The sequence below is a fragment of the Nocardia sp. NPDC019323 genome (assembly GCF_044389845.1).
GTDB classification, from domain to species: Bacteria; Actinomycetota; Actinomycetes; order Mycobacteriales; family Mycobacteriaceae; genus Nocardia; species Nocardia implantans.
Map to the genome: position 1 here is coordinate 441,754 of NZ_JBIRYN010000001.1, position 21,585 is coordinate 463,338.

Here is a 21,585-nt window from a genome sequence, read left to right on the forward strand (position 1 = left end):
GCGTCGGTGTCCGCTGCTCGAATCGACGATTTCGCGAAAGGAGCACAGCATGGGCCAGGTGAACCCCATTCAGGTGCAGAAGTACCTGTCCGGCATCGACTATCCGTGCGACCGCGACGGCATTGTCACCAAAGCCCGGGACAACGGCGCCGACAAGGACATCCTCAACGCGCTCGAGGCGATCCCCGACCGGACCTACGACGGTCCCAACGCGGTCAGCCAAGCCGTCTCCTGAACGGCCGCGACCACGGGCCGGACCGCTCAGGCCGTATCGGACCCGTGGTCGCTTCCGGTGGAATCGCGGCCGACATGGAAGCGCCGGTGATACCACTGGGCTGCTTCGGCGAGGACGCCGGAGGTCAGACGAGCCAGCGGCCGGATGTCGGTCAGCAGAGGTTCGTGATCGGGTCCGAATCCGGCGACCCGGCCGGTCAGCAGCCAGGCGTAGCGGTCGTGTTCCGCCCCCAGATCCGCGTATTGGTGGATGCGGCGGGCGATCCAGTCCACCGCGGCGCGCGTCCACCATTCCTCGGGTTCTATCGTGCTGACCGACAGGCCCGGCATCTCGTGATCGGCCTCGTAGTCGCGGCTGCCTCCGGCCTGTCGATCGTGTTCGGGGCCGCGCGAGTAACGCAGGTACACGGTCTCCTCGGTGCGCTCGATGAACTCGGTGACCTCCGACAGCCGCCGCAGGATCGGCAGTTCGTCCGCACCGAGTCGCCGCCCGTGCGCCGCCGTGCCGGCATGGCGCGCGTCGGGCGATCGTCGCCGTTCGTTCGCGTCCACGGTCTCGGATTTCGCGCCACTCATGCGGTCCGGATGCCCCGCTCCCACGCGCTGTAACAGTGGATCGGCCGGGATCTCGCGCCGGACCTGGCCACGTCCCGCCCTGGGGTAGCCACGGGGATGCTCCGCGCGGTTCGCGCGGTCGCGTTTTCCCAGCGTTCGAACGATCGCGTGGCGGGTGTATGAACCCGGCGCGACCGGGTAGGCGACTGGTGTACGAAGTTCGTCCCTGTACTCGGCGAGGGCCGAAGCCGCTGGTCGGCACGCTGTCGGCGGCGGTCGCCACCCAGCCCGGCACTCAGAAGGAGGAACGCTGTGGACGCATTGACATTTCTGCGCACCGACCACGAAGGCGTACTCGGCATGCTCGAGTCCCTCGAACGTGGCCGCGGCGGCGGCGAGGCGGAGGTCCGCGCGCGCGGTGATCTGGTGACCACGCTGGTGATCGCGGAATCGCAGCACGAGGCGATCGAGGAGCAGTTCTTCTGGCCCGAGGTCCGCCGCACGATACCGGACGGCGACCAGCTCGCCGATCGGGCGATCGACCAGGAGGACGGGGCCAAGAAGTTGCTCCAGCAGTTGAAGAACTCCCAGGCGGGCAGCCCCGAGTTCGAGCGAGCGCTGACGGAGTTCATCCCGGCGGCGCGCGCCCACATCGAGTTCGAGCAGTCCGAGGTCTGGCCCGCGTTCCGGGAGGCGATACCGGCGGAGACGTCGAACGAACTGGGGCGCAAGATGGCCGCGGCCAAGGCCATGGCGCCGACCAGGCCGCATCCCGGCACGCCGTCGACCCCCGGCTACCTGAAGAGCGTGGGCATGGTCGCCGCGGTCGTGGACAAGATCCGCGACATGCTCACCGGCAGGCGCTCGCACTATCCGCCGACCGCGCCACCGGCCTGACCGTCCCGGACCACCGGGCGGGCTGGCGACGCAACCGCTCATTTCCGGAATCGGGCTTCCAGTTCGGCGAGCCGGCTGGCCCGAAAGGTGCTGCGCCGCTGAGCTATCCGGCGCCCGACGTGCAGGCCGTCAGCCGGACCTGCCCCGGCCGGGGGATGGCGCTGCCGAGATCGGGGAACGGCGGAGCGCTGGGGCCGAGGGTATCGATGGCCCGGCGTTCGGCTTCGGCACGGGTGGCGCCCCACGCCGATCCGTGCCTGCCGTCGGCGCCGCGCGCGACGGACCCGCAGGCGTTCCAGAACTGCACGACCGTCCGGCAGTCGGGGGCGCCGCAGTGGGCGCGCGCCGCGGAGTCGGCGGCGGCGGCGCTCGTGTAGTCCACCGCCGAGGTGACAACGCCCGTGCTGGACGAAAGCGCCAGCGCGCCATAGTAGGTCGCCGCCCCCGCCTCACCCGCGGGAGCGCCGACGATCGCGCAGGTGGCGGCGGAGACCGCCGCAAGCCCGAGTGCGGCCTTGTGCGGCACCGACATCTGATGATCCTCCCCGTTCCGACCGATTCGAAGCTCAGATCATGGTCCGGCCCGTGCCGCTTTGTCGAAGTGCGGACTTCCCACTATCGGCGGGTGCGCCACATCGAATCCGGCGCGACGGTTCGCTTCCGAGCATCCGTCCTCGGCGAGCGCGGAGCATCGGCCGTGCGCCAGGGCTGGACCAGAGCGGTGCAGAAGCGTCACCGACTGTCGCCCCGACCGCACTGCCGGGAATGCCCGCGGCGGATACGACTCAGCCGCCGGGCACCTTGTTCCAGGCGCTACCGGCGGCTGCTCTCCGTTTCGGCTATTACACCGTGAAGCCGAGGGCGCGCAGCTGCTCGCGGCCGTCCTCGGTGATCTTGTCCGGACCCCACGGCGGCATCCACACCCAGTTGATCTTCAGGTCCTCCACCAGGCCGCTGCGCACCAGCGCGTTGCGGGACTGGTCCTCGATGACGTCGGTCAGCGGGCAGGCCGCCGAGGTCAGCGTCATGTCGAGGACCGCGATGTTGTCCTCCTCGACGCGCAACCCGTAGACCAAGCCGAGATCGACGACGTTGATGCCGAGTTCCGGGTCGACGACGTCACGCATCGCCTCTTCGATGTCCTCGAGCAGCTTGATGTCCTCGGCGGACAGCTCGGGCACGTCGGCGGCCGGTTCGGCCTGCTCGGTGGTCGGTGTGTCGGTCATGACGCCTTCCCGTTTCCCTCGGACGGTTCAGTTCTCTTCCGCGGCGGGCGCGGGCTGCTCGGGGCCGATCCGCAGGACCGCGTCCTTGAACGCCATCCACCCGAGCAGCGCGCACTTCACTCGCGCTGGGTACTTCGAGACTCCCGCCAAGGCGACGCCGTCGCCGATCACGTCCTCGTCGCCCTCGATGGTGCCGCGGCTGGAGATCATCTCGCTGTAGGAGTCCACCACCTTCAGCGCCTGCTGCACCGGGAGCCCGATCACCTGGTCGGTGAGGATGGAGGTGGCGGCCTGGCTGATCGAGCAGCCCTGCCCGTCGTAGGAGACGTCGGTGACGTCACCGTTGCCGTCGAGCTGCACGCGCAGGGTCACCTCGTCGCCGCAGGTCGGGTTGACGTGGTGCACCTCGGCCCCGAACGGCTCGCGCAGGCCCCGATTGTGCGGATGCTTGTAGTGGTCCAGGATCACTTCCTGGTACATCTGCTCCATGCGCATGACTTATGCAACTCCGAAGAAGCTCTGAGCCTTCCGCACCGCGGCGACCAGCGCGTCCACCTCGGCGAGAGTGTTGTAGACCGCGAACGACGCCCGCGCGGTGGCGGCGACGCCGAAACGCCGGTGCAGCGGCCACGCGCAGTGGTGGCCCACCCGGATGGCGACGCCCTCGTCGTCCAGGATCTGCCCGACGTCGTGGGCGTGGATGCCGTCCACCACGAACGCCACCGCGCCGCCGCGATCGATGTTCTCGGTGGGCCCGATGATGCGCACGCCGTCGATCCCGGCCAGCCCTTCCAGCGCCGCGCCGACCAGCGTGTGCTCGTGCGCCGCGACCGCGTCCATGCCGATCTCTTCCAGATACCGCACGGCCGCGCCCAATCCGATCACCTGCGAGGTCATCGGCACACCGGCCTCGAAGCGCTGCGGCGGCGGGGCGTAGGTGCTGTGGTCCATGAAGACCGTCTCGATCATCGACCCGCCGGTGATGAACGGCGGCAGCTCCTCCAGCAGCGAGCGGCGGCCGAAAAGCACGCCGACGCCGGAGGGACCGAGCATCTTGTGCCCGGAGAACGCGGCGAAATCGACGCCGAGCGCACGGAAGTCGACCGGCATGTGCGGCACCGACTGGCAGGCGTCGAGCACGACCAGCGCGCCCACCGCCTTCGCCCGGCGGACCAGTTCCTCGACCGGGGCCACGGCGCCGGTGACGTTGGACTGGTGGGTGAACGCGACCACCTTGGTGGCGGGCGACAGTTCCAGCGAGTCCAGGTCGATCCGGCCGTCGTCGGTCACGCCGTACCACTTCAGCGTGGCGCCGGTGCGGCGCGCCAGCTCCTGCCATGGCACCAGATTCGCGTGGTGTTCCAGCTCGGTGATGACGATCTCGTCGCCGGGGCCCACGTGGTGCGGGAACCGGTCGTCGGCGAACGCGTAGGTCACCAGGTTCAGCGACTCGGTGGCGTTCTTGGTGAACACGATCTCGCCCGCGTCCACCCCGACGAACCGCGCGATGTCGGCCCGCGCGCCCTCGTAGGCGTCGGTCGCCTCTTCGGCAAGCTGGTGCGCGCCGCGGTGCACCGCGGAGTTGCTGGTGATCAGGAAGTCGCGTTCGGCTTCGAGCACCTCGATCGGCCGCTGCGCGGTCGCGCCGGAGTCCAGGTACACCAACGGTTTCCCGTCCCGGACCGTGCGGTTCAGGATCGGGAAGTCGGCCCGGATGCGGGCGACGTCGAGGGTGCGGACCGTAGCGGTCATATCAGGCTCCAGCGGTAGCGGACTGGGTGAAACGAACGTAGCCGTTGGCGTCGAGTTCCTCGGCCAGCTCGGGGCCGCCCTCGGCGACGATCCGTCCACCGACGAAGACGTGCACGAACTCCGGCTGGATGTAGCGCAGGATGCGGGTGTAGTGCGTGATCAGCAGGACGCCGCCGTTCTCACGCTCCTTGTAGCGGTTGACGCCCTCGGAGACGATGCGCAGCGCGTCCACGTCCAGACCGGAGTCGGTCTCGTCGAGGATGGCGATCTTCGGCTTGAGCAGGCCCAGCTGGAGGATCTCGTGGCGCTTCTTCTCACCGCCGGAGAAGCCCTCGTTCACGCTGCGCTCGGCGAAGGCGGCGTCGATCTCCAGCTCGCTCATCGACTCCTTCACCTCCTTGACCCAGTGCCGCAGCTTGGGGGCCTCGCCGCGCACGGCGGTGGCGGCGGTGCGCAGGAAGTTCGACATCGAGACGCCGGGAACCTCGACCGGGTACTGCATGGCGAGGAACAGACCCGCACGGGCGCGCTCGTCCACCGACATCGCCAGCACGTCCTCGCCGTCGAGCGTGATCGAGCCGGAGGTCACCGTGTACTTGGGGTGACCGGCGATCGCGTAGGACAGCGTCGACTTGCCGGAGCCGTTCGGGCCCATGATGGCGTGCGTCTCACCGGATCGCACCGTGAGGTTCACGCCCTTGAGGATCTTGATGGGCTCGGCGGTCTCATCGGGGTTGGCGACCTCGACGTGCAGGTCCTTGATTTCCAGGGTGGTCATCGAATTCGGATTCCTTTGCCAGGTATGGGGTCGTTGATCAGGCGCCGATGGCGGCGAGTTCGGCCTCGATGGCCGCCTCCAGCCGCTCCCGGACCTCGGGCACCGCGATCTTCTGGATGATCTCGTGGAAGAAACCGCGCACCACCAGGCGGCGGGCGGCGTCCTCGGGGATGCCGCGGGCGCGCAGGTAGAACAGTTGCTCGTCGTCGAAGCGGCCGGTCGCGGAGGCGTGTCCGGCGCCGACGATCTCGCCGGTCTCGATCTCCAGGTTCGGCACCGAGTCCGCCCGCGCGCCGTCGGTGAGCACCAGGTTGCGGTTGACCTCGAAGGTGTCGGTGCCCTCGGCGGCGGCGCGGATGAGCACGTCGCCGACCCACACGGTGCGGGCGTCGCCCTTGGGCGAGTGCGGGTCGCCTTGCAGCGCGCCCTTGTACAGCACGTTCGACTTGCAGTTCGGCACCGCGTGGTCGACCAGCAGGCGCTGCTCGAAATGCTGTCCCGCGTCGGCGAAGTAGAGGCCGAGCAGTTCGGCGTCGCCGCCGGGGCCGTCGTAGCGGACGTTGCCGGTGAGGCGCACCAGGTCGCCGCCCAGGGTGACCGAAGTGTGCCGCAGGGTGGCGTCGCGGCCGAGCTTGGCGTGGTGCGCGGTGGCGTGCACCGCGTCGTCGGCCCAGTCCTGCACGGCGACGACGGTGAGCTTGGCCGAATCGCCGAGCACGAATTCCACGTTCTCGGCGTAGGTTCCGCTGCCGCGCTGGTCGATGACCACGGTGGCCTTGGCGAAGGCTTCCAGGCGGATCTGCAGGTGGCCGTAGGCGGTCCTGCCCTCGCCGGGGCCGGTGATCGTGACGGTCACCGGCTCGGCGACCTCGACCTCCTTGCCCACCGAAACGACGGTGGCCTGCTCAAAGCCGGAGTACGCCTGCGCGGCGACGCGATCGGACGGCACGCCGCCCTGGCCGAGCCGCGCGTCGGAGCGGTCGACGGTCTCGACCGTGACGCCCTCGGACGCGTCGACCTCGACGGTCGCGCTGCCGTCGCGCACAGCGGTGCCGTCCTGCAGCCCGCGCAGGCGGCGCAGCGGGGTGAACCGCCACGCCTCGTCCTTGGCTGAGGGCACCTCGAAGGCGTTCACGTCGAACGACGTGAAGACCTCACCCTTGTTGATCGCGGGGGTACGAGCCTCGGCGGCTTCGGCGATGTTCTCCACGGCCATCAGCCGACGGCTCCTTCCATCTGCAGTTCGATCAGGCGGTTGAGTTCGAGCGCGTATTCCATCGGCAGTTCCTTGGCGATCGGCTCGACGAAGCCGCGCACCACCATGGCCATCGCCTCGTCCTCGGTGAGGCCGCGGCTCATCAGGTAGAACAGCTGGTCTTCGGAGACCTTCGACACGGTCGCCTCGTGCCCCATGGTCACGTCGTCCTCGCGGATGTCCACGTAGGGGTAGGTGTCGGAGCGGCTGATCGTGTCGACCAGCAGCGCGTCGCACTTCACCGTCGACTTCGAGCCGTGCGCGCCCTTGTTCACCTGCACCAGGCCGCGGTAGGAGGCCCGGCCGCCGCCGCGCGCCACCGACTTCGACACGATGGTCGAGGAGGTGTGCGGCGCGAGGTGCAGCATCTTGGCGCCGGTGTCCTGGTGCTGGCCCTCGCCGGCGAACGCCACCGACAGCACTTCACCCTTGGCGTACTCGCCGGTCATCCAGACCGCCGGGTACTTCATGGTGACCTTGGAACCGATGTTGCCGTCGATCCACTCCATGGTCGCGCCCGCCTCGGCCTTGGCCCGCTTGGTGACCAGGTTGTAGACGTTGTTCGACCAGTTCTGGATGGTGGTGTAGCGGCAGCGGCCGCCCTTCTTCACGATGATCTCCACCACCGCGGAGTGCAGCGAGTCCGACTTGTAGATCGGCGCGGTGCAGCCCTCGACGTAGTGCACGTAGGCGCCCTCGTCGACGATGATCAGGGTCCGCTCGAACTGGCCCATGTTCTCGGTGTTGATCCGGAAGTAGGCCTGCAGCGGGATGTCGACGTGCACGCCCGGCGGCACGTAGATGAACGACCCGCCCGACCACACGGCGGTGTTCAGCGCGGAGAACTTGTTGTCGCCCGCGGGGATCACCGAGCCGAAGTACTGCTGGAAGATCTCCGGGTGCTCCTTGAGGCCGGTGTCGGTGTCGAGGAAGATCACGCCCTGGGCCTCCAGGTCCTCGCGGATCTGGTGGTAGACGACCTCGGACTCGTACTGCGCGGCGACACCGGCGACCAGCCGCTGCTTCTCCGCCTCGGGGATGCCCAGCTTGTCGTAGGTGTTCTTGATGTCCTCGGGCAGCTCGTCCCAGGACGCGGCCTGCTTCTCGGTCGAGCGCACGAAGTACTTGATGTTGTCGAAGTCGATGCCGTCGAGGTTGGAGCCCCAGATCGGCATGGGCTTGCGATCGAAGATGCGCAGGGCCTTCAGCCGCTGTTCGAGCATCCATTCCGGCTCGTTCTTCTTCGCCGAGATGTCGCGGACAACCGCCTCGGACAGACCTCGTTGCGCGCTGGCGCCGGCCACATCCGAATCGGCCCAGCCGTAACCGTATTTGCCCAGTGAGGCGATGGCCTCTTCCTGGGTGAGCGGTTGCACCTGGTCGGTGGTCGTCGTCATTCGGCACTCCTTCCGGAGTCGTTCGTTCGTACCGCTGCGGGCTGTGCAGCGGTTGGTGCTGAAGTTCCGGTCCGTTCGGCGGGCAGGACCAGCAGCGGCACGTGCGTAGTGCACGCGCAGTCGCCGTTGGCGATCGTGGCCAGCCGCTGCACGTGGGTGCCGAGCAGCTCCCGGAACGCCTCGAGCTCCGCCGCGCACAGCTGCGGGAACTCCTCGGCGACGTGCGCCACGGGGCAGTGGTGCTGGCAGATCTGCACGCCCGCGCCCACCTTGCGGGTGGTGGCGGCGAACCCGGCGTCGGTGAACGCCTCGGCGATCTCCTCGGCCTTGGCCGCGGTCTGTTCCGTGGTGTGCTCACCGACCGGTTCGATCCCGGCCACGATAGTGCGTGCTCGTTTGCGGGCGAACTCGGTGATGGCTTGTTCGCCGCCGATCTCCCCGAGCTGCCGTATGGCGGCTCCGGCCAGATCGTCGTAGGCGTGGCCGAGTTTGCCGCGTCCGGCCGCGGTGAGCTGGTATTGCTTGGCCGGGCGGCCCCGGCCCTTCTGCTGCCATGGCGCCGATCGGCTGGCGCGCGCCTGACCGGAGTCGATCAGGGCGTCCAAGTGCCTGCGCACGCCCGCCGGGGCCAGGCCGAGCCGGTTCCCGATGGCGGTGGCGGTGATCGGTCCTTCCTCCAGCAGCAGCTGGACGATGGCCGCTCGGGTGTGCCCTTCGCCGCCGACCGTCGCGGGCGCAGCAACCGACCCGGCGTCGGCCTTGCGACCGGCTCCTTCGTCGTTCCTCCGCAAACCCACGGTTTTCACAACATCAGTGTGGCGGAATTCGTTCCCGAAATCTAATAAGGGTGCCCTGAGTCAACGGCTCGGCCGACCTGCGCCGATACCGGCACAGCGCAACCACGCCCACCGGCGTTCCGGACAGCTGTCCACCCGGCAGGACCCGGGTCGCGGCCCGGGTTTCCCGGCTGACCTGCGCAGAGGAACGCCGATCGGAGCTGGTCGAGCCGAGTCCTGGGCAGCCGGAAGGGGTGGGCAAGGTGCACACGGTCCGCTCACCGCGACCGGTCTCGGGCGCCGCGAATACCCGCAGTGCGATTCGTCACAGGCGTTTCAGCGCACGGCGACCAGTTTCATCGGCGTCTCCAGCAGCGCGTCCACCGCCTCGTCCCACGCTGCCGTCACCGTCGTGACCAGGGACGGATCGAAACGACCCGCCGCGACCAGATCGAGCACCTCGGGAATGACCGGGCGCACGTGCGCGCGGCCGGTGTGGAAGGTGCAGCAGCGGGTGTACATGTCCAGGATCGGCAGGGCGACGTCCTGCGATTGCACGCTGACGCTCGTGCACCAGCCGTCGTACGCCGCCGCATCGATCGCCGCGCGCAGCGCCTTCGCCCCGCCCGCCGCCTCCACCACTATCGGGAACCGTCCGACCCGCGCGTCACGCGGGCCTTCGGTCGCCTCCGCGCCGAGCGAGCGGGCGATCTCCAGCCGCTGGACCGAGTCGTCGAGATAGACCACGCGGGCCGAGCCGAGGGCGGCCGCGAGCCCGGCGGCGTACAGGCCGATCGACGGCGCGGCGGGGCCGCCGATCACCAGCACTTCGGCGGCCGGATCGGCGGCCAGCTGCGGGCCCACCGAGCGGTAGGCGTCGGGGATGTTGTCGCTGGCGCTGGCCACCGCGACCGGGTCGACACCGGACGGCAGGCGCACCAGCATGGCGTCGGCATGCGGCACCAGCGCGAGGTCGGCCCACAACCCGCCCCAGTCCAGCCCGCCCATGGCGCCGAGACCGAAACTCGACAACCGCGGATGGCTCGTGCAGTTCCCGGTCCGCCCGCGCAGGCAGGCCCGGCACGCGCCGCACGAGATCTGGAACGGCACCACGACCAAGTCGCCCACCGCGACCTCGCGTACCTCCGGCCCCACCTCGACCACTTCAGCGACGCCCTCGTGCCCGAACGGATACGGCCCCGGCAGCGGGAACGCGCCGCGCAGGACGGCCGGATCGATGTCGCAGGTGGCCAGCGCGACCGGCCGCACGAGCGCCTGGCCGGGCCCGCTCAGGACGGGGTCGGGGTGTTCTTCCCAGCGCATCGCACCGGGGCCGGTCAGCATCAGACGCTTCATCGTCCGAGTGTCGCTAGAACGTTCTTTCTAGTCAACGGTTTCCGCCGCATCGTGTTGCTGCGCTGGGATTTCCGGAAATTTTCCGGATGAGGGCGCCGCCCCGGCCTGGGTGTCGACGGCACCGTCCCGCGCCGCGACAGCGCCGATCCCCGCCGCCGCGAAGGTCGTCCGGATCAGCCGCTCCATGGACTTCGCCACCGTGCGCAAGGGTGCGTCCGATTGGCGGATCCGGGCCAGGATGGTGGCGCCCTCGTAGGCGGCGACCACCGTGGCGGCCAGTTCGGCCGCGTCTTCCCCGCCGAGGCCGAGTTCGGCGAGCAGACCGGCGAACGCCTGCTCCATCGTGTCGAAGGCGCGCACGCACGCCGAGCGCACCGCCGCCACATCGCTGCCGCCGTCCAGCGCAGGCGTGCCGACCGGACATCCGTCGGTCCACTGCGAGTCCGCGAGCTTGCCTGCCATGAATTCGAACAGCGTGGCCAAGGTGGCGAACACGTCGGTCGGCGCCTGCCGGATCATCCGGCCGGTCAGCACGCCGGTCCCGGTGATCGCCGCGACCGCGATCTCCTCCTTGCCGCCGGGAAAATGGTGGTAGATCGAGCCGTACGGCAGTTCGGCCGCCTCGCTCAAAGCCTTCAGACCGAACCCGTGATACCCGTGCCGCGCCAGCAGCCCGGAGGCGGCCACCTCGATCCGCCGCCTGGACTCCGAAACCATGCGTCGATTGTGCCGCCTGAGCCGGGCGGGTCCGGGCGAAACGACCGGGTCCGTTCGCAGTGCGGGATGCGCCGCGCGAGAGTCCCTGGCACCCAGACCCGCCGTCACCGTCGTCGGCGCGCAGTGCAACTAGGCTTCGTTGCGTGGCGGTACTGGACGGCGCGCGGCGCAGGACACTGGCGTTCGGGCGCCGGGCACTCGGACTCGACGTGCCCGCGGCCGATCACACGATCGCGGTGCTGCACCGCGACGAGTCGGAAGTCCCCGGTCTCGATCGCAAAGAGCTGGCGCAGCTCGACCGGATCCGCCTGATGGGCGCGACCGGCACGGTGCTGATGGCGATCAGCGCGCTGGGCATCGGCGCGCAGCCGGTGCACCAGAACCCCACGTCCGGCGTGCGCGTGCTCGGCATCTTCGCTCGTGCCCACACCGGCTCGCTGGCCATGTGCATGACCGGCACCGTCGTGGTCGTCCTGGCCTGGCTGCTGCTGGGCCGGTTCGCGGTGGGCGGCATCGGCGGCTCCCCCGTCCACCGGCTGACCCGCTCGCAGCTCGATCGCACGCTGCTGCTGTGGCTGATCCCGCTCAGCGTCGCTCCCCCGCTGTTCAGCAACGACGTCTATTCCTATCTGGCGCAGAGCGAGATCGCCGCGCGCGGCATCGACCCCTACGAGGAAGGCCCGGTCGCCGGGCTCGGGATCGACAACGTTCTCACCAACAACGTCCCGACCATCTGGCGCGACACTCCCGCGCCTTACGGTCCGCTGTTCCTCTGGATCGGCCGTGGCATCGCCGAGCTCACCGGCGACAACATCATCGCGGGCGTGTGGGTGCACCGCATCCTCGCGCTCGGCGGCGTGGCATTGATCGTCTGGGCGCTGCCCCGGCTGTCGGTGCGCTGCGGCGTCGCGCCGGTGAGCGCGCTGTGGCTCGGCGCGGCCAACCCGCTGGTGCTGTTCCACCTGGTCGGCGGCGTGCACAACGACGCGCTCATGCTCGGCCTGATGCTCGCGGGCCTGGAGTTCTGCCTGCGGGCCATCGAGGACACCCACCCGTTCGACGGCCGCGCCTACGCGTGGCTGATCGGCGGCGCGATCATCATCACGCTGTCGTCGTCGATCAAGTTCACCTCGATCATCGCGCTCGGTTTCGTCGGCATGGCGCTGGCCCGCAGGTGGGGGGCGTCGCTGCGCACGGTCGCCGTCGCCGCCGCCATGCTCGGCGCGATAGCCATCGGCACAACGCTTTTCATCAGCTCGGTGAGCGGCCTCGGCTTCGGCTGGATCTACACGCTCAACACCGCGAGCGTGGTGCGCAGCTGGATGTCGCTGCCGACGGTGCTGGGCATCATCACCGGATTCGGCGGCGTGCTGCTCGGGCTCGGCGATCACACCACCGCGCTGCTGAGCATCACCCGCCCGATCGCCGCGCTGGTCGCGGCCTTCTTCACGGTGCGCATGCTGGTCGCCACCGGCACCGGGCGGCTGCATCCGGTGGGCGCGCTCGGCGTGGCGCTGGGCGCGATCGTGCTGCTGTTCCCGGTGGTGCAGCCGTGGTATCTGCTGTGGGCGATCGTGCCGATGGCGGCGTGGGCGACGCGGCCGGTGTTCCGCGTTCCGGCGGTGGCGTTCTCGGCGATCGTGAGCGTGATCCTGATGCCGCGCGGCGCCGATCTGGAAGTGTTCCAGATCGTGGGCGCCGCGATCGCCACCGTGATCGTCGGAGTGCTGTTCATCGTGATCACGCGCAATTCTCTGCCGTGGCGCGGACAGACGGGGGTGTCGGCTCCGTCACAGGTGCCCACCTCCTACGGTGTGAGATCGTGAACGCACCCTCCGGACCCGCCGTCAGCGTGGACGGCGTCGTCAAGCGTTACGGCGACACCACGGCCGTGGACGGCCTGACCTTCGAGGTGGAACCGGCGCGGGTGCTCGCGCTGCTCGGCCCCAACGGCGCGGGCAAGACCACGACGGTGGAGATGTGCGAGGGATTCGCCGCGCCGGACGCGGGCACGGTGCGCGTGCTCGGCCTCGATCCCATCGCCGATTCCGAACGGCTGCGGCCCCGCATCGGCGTCATGCTGCAAGGCGGGGGCGCGTATCCCGGTGCGCGTGCGGGCGAGATGCTCGACCTGGTGGCCGCGTACTCGGCGGAACCGCTCGACCCCGACTGGCTGCTGCGCACCCTCGGCCTCCAGGACAACCGCCGCACCCCCTACCGCCGCCTCTCCGGCGGCCAGCAGCAGCGACTCGCCCTGGCCTGCGCGCTGGTGGGCAAGCCGGAGATCGTGTTCCTCGACGAGCCCACCGCGGGGCTGGACGCCCAGGCCCGGTTGATCGTGTGGGAGCTGATCGACGCGCTGCGCCGCGACGGGGTGACCGTGGTGCTGACCACGCACATGATGGACGAGGCCGAACAACTCGCCGACCAGCTGGTGATCATCGACCACGGCCGTATCGTCGCCTCCGGCACCCCGGCGGAGGTCACCGCGCACGGCGCGGCCGGGCAGCTGCGCTTCTGCGCGCCGCCGAAACTGAACCTGGAACTGCTGGCCAACGCCCTGCCCGAAGGGTTCGCGCCCCGGGAGACCACCCCGGGCACCTATCTGGTGGAAGGCGAGATCAATCCGCAAGTGCTCGCGACCGTCACCGCGTGGTGCGCGCGCATGAACGTGCTGGCCACCGACATCCGGATCGACCAGCGCCGCCTCGAGGACGTCTTCCTCGACCTGACCGGACGGGACCTGCGCGGATGAGCGAGCACGACCGGACCGCCAACCGCTTCGCGCCGGGCACCTTCGCCCCCGCCCCGCGCCCGAGCGGCCGCGCCGCGATGCTGCTCGCGCAGACCAGGCTCGAGCTGATCCTGTTGCTGCGCAACGGCGAACAACTCCTGCTGACCATGTTCATCCCGATCACCCTGCTGGTCGGCCTGAGCCTGCTGCCGTTCGGCGACCTCGGCACGCACCGGGTGGACAAGATCGTGCCCGCGGTGATGATGGTGGCGGTCATGTCCACCGCGTTCACCGGTCAGGCCATCGCGGTCGGCTTCGACCGGCGCTACGGCGCGCTCAAGCGCCTCGGCGCGACGGCGCTGCCGCGCTGGGGCGTCATCGCGGGCAAGAGCGCGGCCGTGCTCATCGTGGTCGTGCTGCAAGCGGTGCTGCTCGGTCTCATCGGCTTCGCGCTGGGCTGGCGGCCCGAACCCCTCGGCCTGCTGCTGGGCGCGGCGGTGATCGCGCTCGGCACCGCGACGTTCGCGGCCATGGGCCTGCTGCTGGGCGGCACACTCAAAGCCGAAGTGGTGCTCGCGCTGGCGAACATCCTGTGGTTCGTCATGCTCGGCGTCGCCAGCATCGTGTTCGCCTCCGAGGACCTGCCCACGGCGGTGAGCGTGCCGGCCCGCCTGGTGCCGTCGGGGGCGCTGGCGGAAGCGCTGGAAAGCGCGATGCACACCAGCGTCGACTGGTTCGGGATCATCGTGCTCGCGGTCTGGGGCGCGGTGGCGGGCGTCGCGGCCACTCGCCTCTTCCGCTTCCACTGAGCCGCAACGACGAAATGTAGTAGACCGGGTGCGGCGGCCGGATCGGGCCCGGCTACCATTTTCGACGTGCTGTATCGCGCGTTCTTGCGACTCGTCGACAAGCTGCCGCTGCCCTCGTCGCGAGTGCAGCGCCTGATCGCGCTCGCGGTCATCCTCTCCCAGGCGGGCATCTCGGTGACCGGCGCCGTCGTGCGGGTCACCGCGTCCGGTCTCGGCTGCCCCACCTGGCCGCAGTGCTTCCCCGGCAGCTTCACGCCGGTCGCGGTGTCGGAGGTCCCGGCGATCCATCAGGCGGTGGAGTTCTCCAACCGGCTGCTCACGTTCGTGGTCACGCTGTGTGCGGCCGCGATCGTGCTGGCCGTGACTCGCGCGCGCCGCCGCCGCGAGGTGCTGGTGTACGCGTGGCTGATGCCGGGCGGCACCGTCGTGCAGGCGATCATCGGCGGCATCACGGTGCGCACCGGGCTGCTGTGGTGGACCGTCTCGACGCACCTGCTGGCGTCCATGGTGATGGTGTGGCTCGCGGTGGTGCTGTACGCGAAGATCGGCGAACCCGACGACGGTATCGACACCGTGCAGGCTCCCGCGCCGCTGCGCTGGCTCACCGCGCTGGCCGGTGTCGCGCTCGCCGCCGTCCTGATCGCGGGCACGTTGGTGACCGCCGCAGGACCGCACGCGGGCGACAAGAGCATCGAACGCCCCGTGGAGCGGTTGCAGGTCGAGATCGTCACCTTGGTGCATCTGCACTCCCAGCTGCTGGTCGGCTACCTCGCACTGCTGATCGGCCTGGCCTTCGGCCTGTTCGCGGTCGGCATCGCACCCGCCGTGCGCACCCGCTTGTTCGTGCTGCTCGGCCTGGTGTGCGCGCAAGGGCTGGTCGGCGTCGTGCAGTACTTCACCGACGTGCCCGCGACGCTGGTCGTCGTGCATGTCGGCGGTGCCGCGGCGTGCACCGCCGCCACCGCCGCGCTGTGGGCATCGCTGCGCACCCGGGAACGAGTGGCCGCGCCGAAGCCCGACCCGGCGACCCGAGCCGCCTGACCCGCACCGGCCCGGCACAGGCGGCCGGGCCATCGGCGCGACGGTCCTGCGGGCGATCGCCCGGTTCGCTCGGTGGCTCCGGCTTCCACCGCCCGGTGAAGGTCTTAGGTCCCCATCATCGGGGGCCACCGACCCCGGTGCCGCCGCTGGTGTCGCTGCGAAGGTGAGAGCCGACCCTGTCGCAGCGGCCATCGGAGATGAAATGAGCACACCAGCCGACCGTCGGTCGATCATCGTCGGAATCGACGGCAGCCCGACCGCTGTGGGCGCAGCGCGCTGGGCCGGAGCCATCGCGAGCCGGCAGCACGCCGCAGTGGTGTTGCTGAGTGTCGTTCCGGCGCCGGATTACCAGCTGACGTCCTACTCCCGGGCCGAGGCCGATCTGCTGCTACCCGAACTCCGAGCGGTGGCGAAGCAGAAGGTCGAGCAGGCGAGCGCGGCCGTGCGCGCCGAGCAGCCGGAGCTGGAGATCCGCCAGGTCGTGGAGGACGGCAAGCCCGCACGCGAGCTGATCGCGCACAGCGGGGACGCGCGCATGGTCGTCGTCGCGGCCAAATCCCGAGACCGGCTCTCCACGCTGCTGCTCGGCTCCACCGCGCTCACGGTCGCGAAGAAGGCGGCCTGCCCGGTGACCGTGTGGCGCGGGAGGCTCGACCAGCCGCGGCCGGACACGCGACCGGTGCTCGTCGGCGTGGACGGCAGCCCGGGTGGGTCCGCCGCCGTCGGCGAGGCGTTCGAACTGGCGTCCGCGCTGGGCGTCGAAGTGACCGCCTTGCACGCGTGGAACGACCCGGACCTGCTGCAATGGACCCCGGTGCCCGACACGTGGAGCGCGCTGGCCCAGCAAGAGGAGCAGCTGCTGTCCGAGCGGCTGGCCGGATGGTGCGAGAAGTACCCGGACGTCACCGTCACCAAAGTGGTCGAAAAAGCCACGCCCGCCCAGGCACTGCTCGAGCATGCCGAAAAGGCGCAGCTGGTGGTCACCGGCAGTCGTGGGCAGAACCGCCTGACCGGACTCCTGCTCGGCTCGACGAGCCAGAACCTGCTGCATCATGCGGCGAGCCCGGTGGTGATCTGCCGTGGACAGTAGGACAGCGGACGCCGGCGACGGGCCATTGCTCCGCACGCCGCTGGTCGAAGGCCACGACGTGCGCCTCGCGCCCCTCGGACCGGTCGCGGAGGTCCTGGGCTTGACGATGGTGGTAGCCGTGCTCGCCGCCTTGTCGAGGATTCCCGCGTGGACGTCGGATTACGGCGTCATGGTGATCGCCGCCGTCATCCTCTATCTCGCGGTCGCGACCGGGCTGGTGCGCTGGGGCGGCGAGCACCGGCGCGATCGGCGCCGCGACACCTGAATCTCGCCACTGAGCCCGCTCGCGGGATCGGTCGCTCGTCGGGCGCCCCGGCGCATGCCTCTCTTGGTCGCGGGACGGGGCGCAGATCAGCGCACGCTCTCCGGAGCCCTCCCGACCACCCGCTGAAGCGCCCGCAAGTCCGCGTCGAGCGTCCGGAACAGCCAGTACACGGCGACGAACGCGAGTCCGCCGACCGCGCACAAGCCCAGCACCGAATCGCGCACCAGCGGAAGTTCCTCGGGTTCCAGCAGGCTGAAACCGGCCAGCACGCCGACCAGCGGCACCGACGCCGTGACCGCGAGATAAACCGTGGTTCTGCGGCGCAACGTGCGGATGACGCCGGAGTCGTGCGCCGTCGTGCGGCTGTAGCGCAGATAGACCGGATAGACACACCGCACGATGTAGAACGTCGACAGGAAGAACGTGTAGGCGACGGAGATCACCGCCGCCATCAGAACGGTCGTCGCCGCGTGGACCACCAGCCGCGCCGGGAGGTCGGTGAGCCACAGGCACAGGAACACTCCGGTCACCGTGGCCGTGATCCCGGTCTGGAAGGTGTTCAACGCACACATGTCTCCCCAGAACAGGGTTCGCGACCGCACCCGCGCGAGCAGTGCGTCGTCGTAGCGTCTGCCCGCGCGTAAGCCGCGCGGAACCGCCAGTAGATCACGCGACATCAACGCGTAGATGACGATGGACAGCGGCCCCGCGACCAGCACGAAGACGAACACGCCCATGTTGAGCTGCCAGTTCGTGTGATCGGGCAGGCGCTCTCTGATCAGTTCCTGCACGTGCACCGCCATATAGATCGTCGCCAGGCCGACGCCGACCAGCGAGGACAACCACAGGACGGGAGTGGGCCTGCGCGCGAGCCGGGCGCGCCAGCTGCCGGGGGCCGGATAGACGAGATCGCGGGCGCGCTGCTCCAGGCACAGGTCCAGTTGCTGCGCCAGTTCGGAGCCGGACGAGTAGCGGTCCGCGCGGTCGGGCGACAGGCACTTCAGCAGCACGCGGCGCAACGCCATCGGGCAATCCGGCGGCAGCTGCGACAGGAACGCCGGATCGACGGGTTTGCGCCGCAGTTCGATCATGCGCGCCAGCGACGTCTGCGAATCGCCCGCCGAGGTCTCGTCCGCGAAGGGACGTCGTCCGGTGAGCAACTCCCACAGCATGACGGCCAGCGCGAAGATGTCGCTTCGCGTGTCCAGGTCCGCGGCGGTCACGGGCAGGTCGGGATGGCAGGCTTCGAGCTGCTCGGGCGACATGTACGCCAGCGATCCGCCGAAGTACGCCAGGGGGCTGGTGCCCCGGACGCGTTTGCTGAAGCTGACGTTGAAGTCGGCCAGCTTCGGAATCCCCTCCGCGCTCAGCAGCACGTTCGCGGGTTTGATGTCGCGATGCAGCACCCCTCGCTCGGACGCGTGCTGCAGCGCGTCCGCGAGCCTGCGCCCCAGCCACACCACCGTCTCCGGCCAGGTCAGGCCCGCGATCCGGAGCCGGACCGCCGATTCCGTCGGCCGCACCTCGCCTTTGTCGGCGAGCACCTGGTCGATGGCGTCGAGCAGCAGTTGCCCGCCGCGCCGCTCCTGCGGCGCTGTGCGCGACAAACGCAGCACGTCGAGCAGTGTTCCGCCGGGCAGGTACTGCATGTAGAGCAGCTTCAGCTCGCCGTCGGCGATGAGTCGCTGGTCGAAGATGCGCACGATGTATTCGTGGTCGAGCTGGGCGAGCGTCTGCGGCTCGTTGCCGTGGTTGTGCGAGATCTTGACCGCCACCAGCCGCTGCATCGACTGCTGCCGCGCGAGGTACACCTGAGCGAAGGCGCCGACCCCGATGCGCATCAGAAGGTCGAAATCGTCGACTCGATCGCCGACGTCGATGGCCTCCAGCGCGACCTGGGCGCTGGGACGAGCGATCATCGTGCTGCGGTAGTCGCTGGTGATCCGGTCGAGATCCGGATCGGCCGCCGTCGCGGTGGCGGTACCGTCCGAATCGGCGGCGTCGCCGTGGCCGCCACGGCGTATGGCATGGAATTCCTCGTAGACCAGATCGGCCGGGAACGGAGCGCTGCGCAGCTCGGGGAATTCCGCGCGGTAGTCGATCAGCCGTTTGGGGAAGTGGTAGCGAAGCCAGCGGAACTCGAGGTCCACCTTGATCAATTCGATCAGCATCGTGTGCCGATCGGCCGGTTCGCGGGGCAGATAGGAGGACAGATCGGGCGGGAATCCCGACGCCCAAGCCTCGGAGAATCGCGCCACGGCGGCGGCGAGCGCCGCACGGGTCCGTTCCGCCGAATCGGCGAGATCGATCGGTTCGCGCATCGGTAGCTCGGAGTCAGCCGTTGCGGGTCAGCCGGCGGCTACACACGATGCGTCCTTGCCTCGCAGGTGTTCCACATCAGCTCCTTGACGTCGAATTACCCTGCTCAAGGGTATCGCTCCGCGCGCGGGTGTCGCGGCATCAGCGCAAACGCCTCCCGATGGATTGCTCAGCGGACGCTCGCGCCCGGCGTCCCGCGCTCGACTCGGGTTCGGTCGCCGTCCGCTCGTCCGAACTGCCGGGAATGGCAGCGCCGAGGCCGTGCTCGAGACCACTGGTATCCCGCTCATCCGGCTGGAACGGGCAGCGAAAACTCCCATGAGTAGAACGCGCGCCGCACCACCTAGTACACCGCCCGCACGTCGCACGGCACCGGGTATGCCCGGCAAACCTCGACTTCGGAGGGGCGGCGGGGCCAGCGCTCGACATGGAGACCACGATCCGTCTGCGAGTACACCCGGGCGGTCGACGGAAGACCGGCCGACAGTGCGGACGCCGGGCAGCGCCGAGAACACCGGAAGCACCGCGCCCGTCGGCCCAGTGAGCGTATCGCTGAGAAACAGCGCGACAGGGATGGCGAGACCACCCAGAAGCTCGGACAGGGCGACAGATCGGACGCCAGGCAGCGCCCCGAGAACGCCGGAAGCACCGCGAGCACGCCCGCCGCCCCCGTTGGCCCAGTGAACGTAGCGCTGAGAAACAGCCCAACCGGGACCGCCCATAAGCAGGGTGACGCGACGAGTTGGGCCAGGACGGGAACCGGACGCGGACCGCCGGACCTGCGTCAGCGCCTTCCCATCCTGGCCCAGCCGAGCGGCACGACGATGCGGCCGGGTTCCGGTTGCACGGGCAGCGCGACTTCCCGTCAAGCCCGTCTCGGCGCTCGGAGACGCGGCCGCGTCCACTCCCCGGCTGACCCACTGCTCACGGGTCGAGGAACAACCGCTCGTTCGGCAGGCGGGGCAGGCCCGTCGGATCGTCCGGGAGCACCGTGGCCGCGTCCGCATAGTGGCGGGAGCGCCACTCCTGGACGAAAAGTGCGGCAGCGCTCGCACAGGCCGCGAAGTTCAGGCGCACGTCGTGGAATTGGACCGAGACATGGACATCGGGCTCTTCCGGCGCGGCGACCGCTGCTGCGGCCCGGTCACCACCGGCGTCCCGCGCGTACCCGGATCGCCGCGACGACGACCGAACCCGACGGCCGGAACGTATCGCGCGGCGGTTCGACCCACACGCGGAAGCACGGCGACCGGTCGGCGGGCGACGGCAGGGCGATCTGCGCACCGCGGCGCGCGACCGACACGTCCAGCCGGAACAGCTCGGCGAACAAGGCGACTTCGTCGGGCAGGTCCGGCCGTACCAGATAGGTCCAGCGCTTCGAGCGAGGATGCGAGATGATCGGCCCGAGCGCGGACCGCCGGAGCTGCAACAGCGCCTTCACCTCCTGGCCGAGCCGAGCGGGCATGGTGATCGCGCCGACTCGGCCCGCGGGCACGATGATGCGGCCGAGTTCCGGTTGCACGGCCGCCGGGAGCCCGCACTGCCGGTAGAAACGGCACCGGCTGGCCGGGGTGTCGGCCGCCGGATCGCACAGGTCGCTCACCGCGTGCCCTCCCGCCCCGCCGCGCCGGGATCACCGACGCGGCGCGAGGCCGTCGCGCGCCGATCGTGTCCGCGCAGCGATCGCGACGGCATCACGTCGAGGCGCGGTCGGTTGCTATCGGCGACTCGCGGACGACGACGGCGAAGGCGATGCGCATGGCGCTGGACGACTCGCGCCCGGAAACCGTTGCGAGACAGTTGATCCGGTAGGGATAGCGTGGAGCCGGGCGCGGACGCCGACACCGCGCGAATCGCACCGAGCTCATTTCGATCACCGATCGCCACCGTCGCGATCGCGTCACCGTGCCGCTTCACGAACGTGTCGTTCCACGCGAAATCGACTGCCACTCCCCGCATCACGTTTGCCTTCCCCTGCTCATCGCGTTGTGAGCACCCGCGCCTGGAGCGCGACCGTTGTCGCGCGCACCGACGTGCCCGTCCCGAAGGCGAGTGCTCGCGACAGCTTGGCGGGCTGCCGGACCGGCGTTGTCCCGGTGCGGGACACCTGGCGGCGCGTCTAGCATGGGGTTTCGATCAGCATCCGGCGAGGAGAGCCGATGAGCGAGGGTCAGGGGAACGACGAGGGCCGGTACATCGGCCGACAGGTGCGTGCCATTCGCGCGCGCCGTGGGATCTCGCAGCAAGTGCTGGCCGATCGAGTCGGCGTAAGCCGGGGCGCGATCGCCAAATACGAGAACGGTGAGCGCCCCATCGATTCGCGGCGGACCCTGCACGCCCTCGCCCAAGCGCTCGGCGTCGCGGTCGGTGATCTGACCGGCGAT

General features: G+C 69.8%; 23 protein-coding genes and 1 pseudogene. 10 read left to right on the forward strand and 14 right to left on the reverse strand.

What is annotated here, in order from left to right:
* Positions 1-49 precede the first annotated feature (49 nt).
* Positions 50-235, forward strand: coding sequence for a DUF2795 domain-containing protein (locus tag ACH49X_RS01985; RefSeq protein ID WP_195080187.1), 186 nt, complete (start codon positions 50-52; stop codon positions 233-235).
* A gap of 26 nt (positions 236-261) precedes the next feature.
* Here the strand turns inward: ACH49X_RS01985 and ACH49X_RS01990 are convergent, their stop codons facing one another.
* A complete protein-coding gene (locus ACH49X_RS01990; protein ID WP_323123981.1) occupies positions 262-810 on the reverse strand; it encodes a DUF6098 family protein in 549 nt (182 codons plus the stop codon).
* Positions 811-1,101: 291 nt separating this feature from the next.
* Here ACH49X_RS01990 and ACH49X_RS01995 point away from each other — a divergent pair, with 291 nt between their 5' ends.
* Positions 1,102-1,686: a hemerythrin domain-containing protein gene (locus ACH49X_RS01995; protein ID WP_195080188.1), complete on the forward strand. Its 585-nt coding sequence runs from the start codon at positions 1,102-1,104 to the stop codon at positions 1,684-1,686.
* A gap of 103 nt (positions 1,687-1,789) precedes the next feature.
* On the opposite strand, the gene ACH49X_RS02000 is transcribed toward ACH49X_RS01995, so the two are convergent.
* From ACH49X_RS02000 to ACH49X_RS02045, 10 genes are all read right to left on the reverse strand, one after another.
* Complete coding sequence (locus ACH49X_RS02000; protein ID WP_195080189.1) at positions 1,790-2,218, reverse strand: DUF4189 domain-containing protein; 429 nt, start codon at positions 2,216-2,218, stop codon at positions 1,790-1,792.
* Positions 2,219-2,528: 310 nt separating this feature from the next.
* Positions 2,529-2,867, reverse strand: a complete 339-nt coding sequence (locus ACH49X_RS02005; RefSeq protein WP_084486224.1) for a metal-sulfur cluster assembly factor — start codon at positions 2,865-2,867, stop codon at positions 2,529-2,531.
* 72 nt (positions 2,868-2,939) lie between these two features.
* Entirely contained in the window at positions 2,940-3,407 is a 468-nt protein-coding gene (gene sufU / locus ACH49X_RS02010; protein ID WP_195080190.1) for a Fe-S cluster assembly sulfur transfer protein SufU, read from the reverse strand.
* A 3-nt stretch (positions 3,408-3,410) separates the two neighbouring features.
* Positions 3,411-4,664, reverse strand: coding sequence for a cysteine desulfurase (locus ACH49X_RS02015; RefSeq protein ID WP_195080191.1), 1,254 nt, complete (start codon positions 4,662-4,664; stop codon positions 3,411-3,413).
* Between the two features lies 1 nt (position 4,665).
* A complete protein-coding gene (sufC, locus tag ACH49X_RS02020; protein ID WP_195080192.1) occupies positions 4,666-5,442 on the reverse strand; it encodes a Fe-S cluster assembly ATPase SufC in 777 nt (258 codons plus the stop codon).
* Between the two features lie 37 nt (positions 5,443-5,479).
* Positions 5,480-6,658: a Fe-S cluster assembly protein SufD gene (gene sufD / locus ACH49X_RS02025; RefSeq protein ID WP_195080193.1), complete on the reverse strand. Its 1,179-nt coding sequence runs from the start codon at positions 6,656-6,658 to the stop codon at positions 5,480-5,482.
* The gene (gene sufB, locus ACH49X_RS02030) at positions 6,658-8,094 is read right to left on the reverse strand and encodes a Fe-S cluster assembly protein SufB (protein ID WP_067801810.1); all 1,437 of its coding nucleotides are present in this window, start codon (positions 8,092-8,094) and stop codon (positions 6,658-6,660) included. Before sufB ends, sufD begins: the two co-directional genes overlap by 1 nt.
* The gene (locus ACH49X_RS02035) at positions 8,091-8,900 is read right to left on the reverse strand and encodes a metalloregulator ArsR/SmtB family transcription factor (RefSeq protein WP_195080195.1); all 810 of its coding nucleotides are present in this window, start codon (positions 8,898-8,900) and stop codon (positions 8,091-8,093) included. Before ACH49X_RS02035 ends, sufB begins: the two co-directional genes overlap by 4 nt.
* Positions 8,901-9,206: 306 nt before the next feature.
* Positions 9,207-10,226, reverse strand: a complete 1,020-nt coding sequence (locus ACH49X_RS02040; RefSeq protein ID WP_195080196.1) for a zinc-binding dehydrogenase — start codon at positions 10,224-10,226, stop codon at positions 9,207-9,209.
* A 27-nt stretch (positions 10,227-10,253) separates the two neighbouring features.
* A complete protein-coding gene (locus tag ACH49X_RS02045; protein ID WP_195080197.1) occupies positions 10,254-10,943 on the reverse strand; it encodes a TetR/AcrR family transcriptional regulator in 690 nt (229 codons plus the stop codon).
* A gap of 143 nt (positions 10,944-11,086) precedes the next feature.
* Between ACH49X_RS02045 and mptB the strand changes: the two genes are divergently transcribed.
* The 6 genes from mptB to ACH49X_RS02075 all read left to right on the forward strand — a co-directional run bounded on the left by mptB (position 11,087) and on the right by ACH49X_RS02075 (position 16,882).
* On the forward strand, positions 11,087-12,769 hold the full coding sequence (gene mptB, locus ACH49X_RS02050; protein WP_195080198.1) for a polyprenol phosphomannose-dependent alpha 1,6 mannosyltransferase MptB: 1,683 nt from the start codon (positions 11,087-11,089) through the stop codon (positions 12,767-12,769).
* Positions 12,766-13,698 (forward strand): ABC transporter ATP-binding protein, encoded by a 933-nt coding sequence (locus ACH49X_RS02055; protein ID WP_195080199.1) that lies wholly within the window; start codon positions 12,766-12,768, stop codon positions 13,696-13,698. Before mptB ends, ACH49X_RS02055 begins: the two co-directional genes overlap by 4 nt.
* Positions 13,695-14,486: an ABC transporter permease gene (locus ACH49X_RS02060; protein ID WP_195080200.1), complete on the forward strand. Its 792-nt coding sequence runs from the start codon at positions 13,695-13,697 to the stop codon at positions 14,484-14,486. The genes ACH49X_RS02055 and ACH49X_RS02060 overlap by 4 nt, the downstream gene beginning before the upstream one ends.
* Positions 14,487-14,552: 66 nt before the next feature.
* Positions 14,553-15,527 (forward strand): heme A synthase, encoded by a 975-nt coding sequence (locus tag ACH49X_RS02065; RefSeq protein WP_357207164.1) that lies wholly within the window; start codon positions 14,553-14,555, stop codon positions 15,525-15,527.
* Positions 15,528-15,729: 202 nt separating this feature from the next.
* Entirely contained in the window at positions 15,730-16,617 is an 888-nt protein-coding gene (locus ACH49X_RS02070; protein ID WP_357207163.1) for a universal stress protein, read from the forward strand.
* Positions 16,607-16,882, forward strand: coding sequence for a hypothetical protein (locus tag ACH49X_RS02075; RefSeq protein ID WP_357207161.1), 276 nt, complete (start codon positions 16,607-16,609; stop codon positions 16,880-16,882). Before ACH49X_RS02070 ends, ACH49X_RS02075 begins: the two co-directional genes overlap by 11 nt.
* A gap of 86 nt (positions 16,883-16,968) precedes the next feature.
* Here the strand turns inward: ACH49X_RS02075 and ACH49X_RS02080 are convergent, their stop codons facing one another.
* The 3 genes from ACH49X_RS02080 to ACH49X_RS02090 form a co-directional block, all read right to left on the reverse strand.
* Positions 16,969-19,203 carry a serine/threonine-protein kinase gene (locus ACH49X_RS02080; RefSeq protein WP_357105555.1) on the reverse strand — a complete coding sequence of 745 codons (2,235 nt, stop codon included), beginning with the start codon at positions 19,201-19,203 and terminating at the stop codon, positions 16,969-16,971.
* A gap of 922 nt (positions 19,204-20,125) precedes the next feature.
* The gene (locus ACH49X_RS02085) at positions 20,126-20,278 is read right to left on the reverse strand and encodes a hypothetical protein (RefSeq protein ID WP_357207159.1); all 153 of its coding nucleotides are present in this window, start codon (positions 20,276-20,278) and stop codon (positions 20,126-20,128) included.
* A gap of 67 nt (positions 20,279-20,345) precedes the next feature.
* Positions 20,346-20,804, reverse strand: coding sequence for a DNA-directed RNA polymerase subunit beta (locus ACH49X_RS02090; RefSeq protein WP_323123980.1), 459 nt, complete (start codon positions 20,802-20,804; stop codon positions 20,346-20,348).
* A gap of 385 nt (positions 20,805-21,189) precedes the next feature.
* On the opposite strand from ACH49X_RS02090, the gene ACH49X_RS02095 reads away from it, so the two are divergent.
* Complete coding sequence (locus tag ACH49X_RS02095; RefSeq protein WP_323123979.1) at positions 21,190-21,324, forward strand: hypothetical protein; 135 nt, start codon at positions 21,190-21,192, stop codon at positions 21,322-21,324.
* Between the two features lie 36 nt (positions 21,325-21,360).
* A pseudogene (locus ACH49X_RS02100) lies at positions 21,361-21,582 on the forward strand (helix-turn-helix domain-containing protein); the annotation flags it as partial.
* Positions 21,583-21,585: the final 3 nt, after the last annotated feature.